The organism is Streptomyces sp. NPDC020362 (assembly GCF_040642095.1).
GTDB lineage: Bacteria > Actinomycetota > Actinomycetes > Streptomycetales > Streptomycetaceae > Streptomyces.
Genome location: NZ_JBFAET010000484.1, coordinates 1 through 1,233, shown reverse-complemented (window position 1 = coordinate 1,233; position 1,233 = coordinate 1). Strand labels below are relative to the sequence as shown.

Below are 1,233 nucleotides of genomic sequence, written 5' to 3'. Positions count from 1 at the left end.
AGCAGCAACCGCTGCTGCGGATCCATCGCCACAGCCTCACGCGGACTGATCCCGAAGAAACCCGCATCGAACTCACCCGCGTCGTAAAGGAACCCGCCTTCGTTCGAGTAGGTCCTGCCCGCCGCCTCCGGATCAGGGTCATAGACGTCCGCGGGCCAGCCACGGTCCGCAGGGAACGCACCGACCGCGTCCCCGCCCGAGGACAGCAACGCCCAGAAATCCTCCGCAGACGTCACACCACCCGGGAAACGGCACCCCATCCCCACAATGGCCACCGGCTCCTGCTGGCGACTCTCGACCTCACGCAGGCGTTCCCGGGTCTGGTGCAGATCGGTGGTGACCCGCTTGAGATAGTCACGAAGCTTGTCTTCGTTCGCCATCCAATGACGCCTTCCTCATTGCGCACGGTGGTACGGCATTACGCACGGTGGTACGGCGGCGTACTCAGATCCCGAGCTGGTTGTCGATGAAGTCGAACATGTCGTCGTCACTGGCCGACTGGATCCTGTCGGCGACGGAGTCAGCACTGTCGGCCTCGCCGGATCCGCCGGCATCGCTCAGCACGGACAGAATGTCCTTGAGCCGTGCGGTGACCCGCGCCCGGGCGGTGTCGTCGCCCATGATCTCGGTGAGCGACGCTTCGAACTTGTCGAGTCCGGAGTAGGCCGAGAGAGCGGTGGTCTCCTTGTCGACCGACCCGAACATCTCCTGTGCCAGGAAATCGGCCAGGGCGGTCGGGGTTGGGTAGTCGAACACTGCTGTGGCGGACAGGCGTTGTCCCGTGACGTTGTTCAGCCGGTTGCGCAGTTCCACCGCGGTCAGGGAGTCGAAGCCGACATCGCGGAACGAGCGCTCCGCATCGATGCCGTCGACCCCGGACATGCCCAGGACCAGTGCGGCTTGCGCGGCGATCATGTCCCGCAGGGCTTCCTGCCGCTCGGCCGGGCTCACCCCGGCAAGGCGCTCGGCCAGGACGTTCTGGCCGTCGGCGGTGGGCTCTCCCACCGTGCGGCGGGCGGGAGCGCTGGCACGAGTGCCACGGGCCAGGACGGACAGCAGCGGCTTGACCTCCCCCGCACGGCGCACCGCCGCCAGATCCAACTGGGCTGCCACGAGCAGCGGTTCGGTCCGGTCAGCTGCCGCGTCCAGCAGCGCGAGCCCGTCGGCGTCGGAGAGCGGCAGCAAGCCCTGCCGCCTCATCCGCTGCCAGTCGGCCTCCGTCAGCTCACCGGC

At 67.6% G+C, this 1,233-nt stretch carries 2 protein-coding genes; both read right to left on the bottom strand.

Annotated features, from left to right (window positions below):
* A partial coding sequence (locus AB0H32_RS48395; protein WP_361136146.1) for a beta-ketoacyl synthase N-terminal-like domain-containing protein occupies positions 1 to 380 on the bottom strand: 380 nt, incomplete at its 3' end.
* Between the two features lie 64 nt (positions 381 to 444).
* Positions 445 to 1,233: phosphopantetheine-binding protein (locus AB0H32_RS48390; protein ID WP_361136144.1), on the bottom strand; the 789-nt coding region annotated here is incomplete at its 5' end.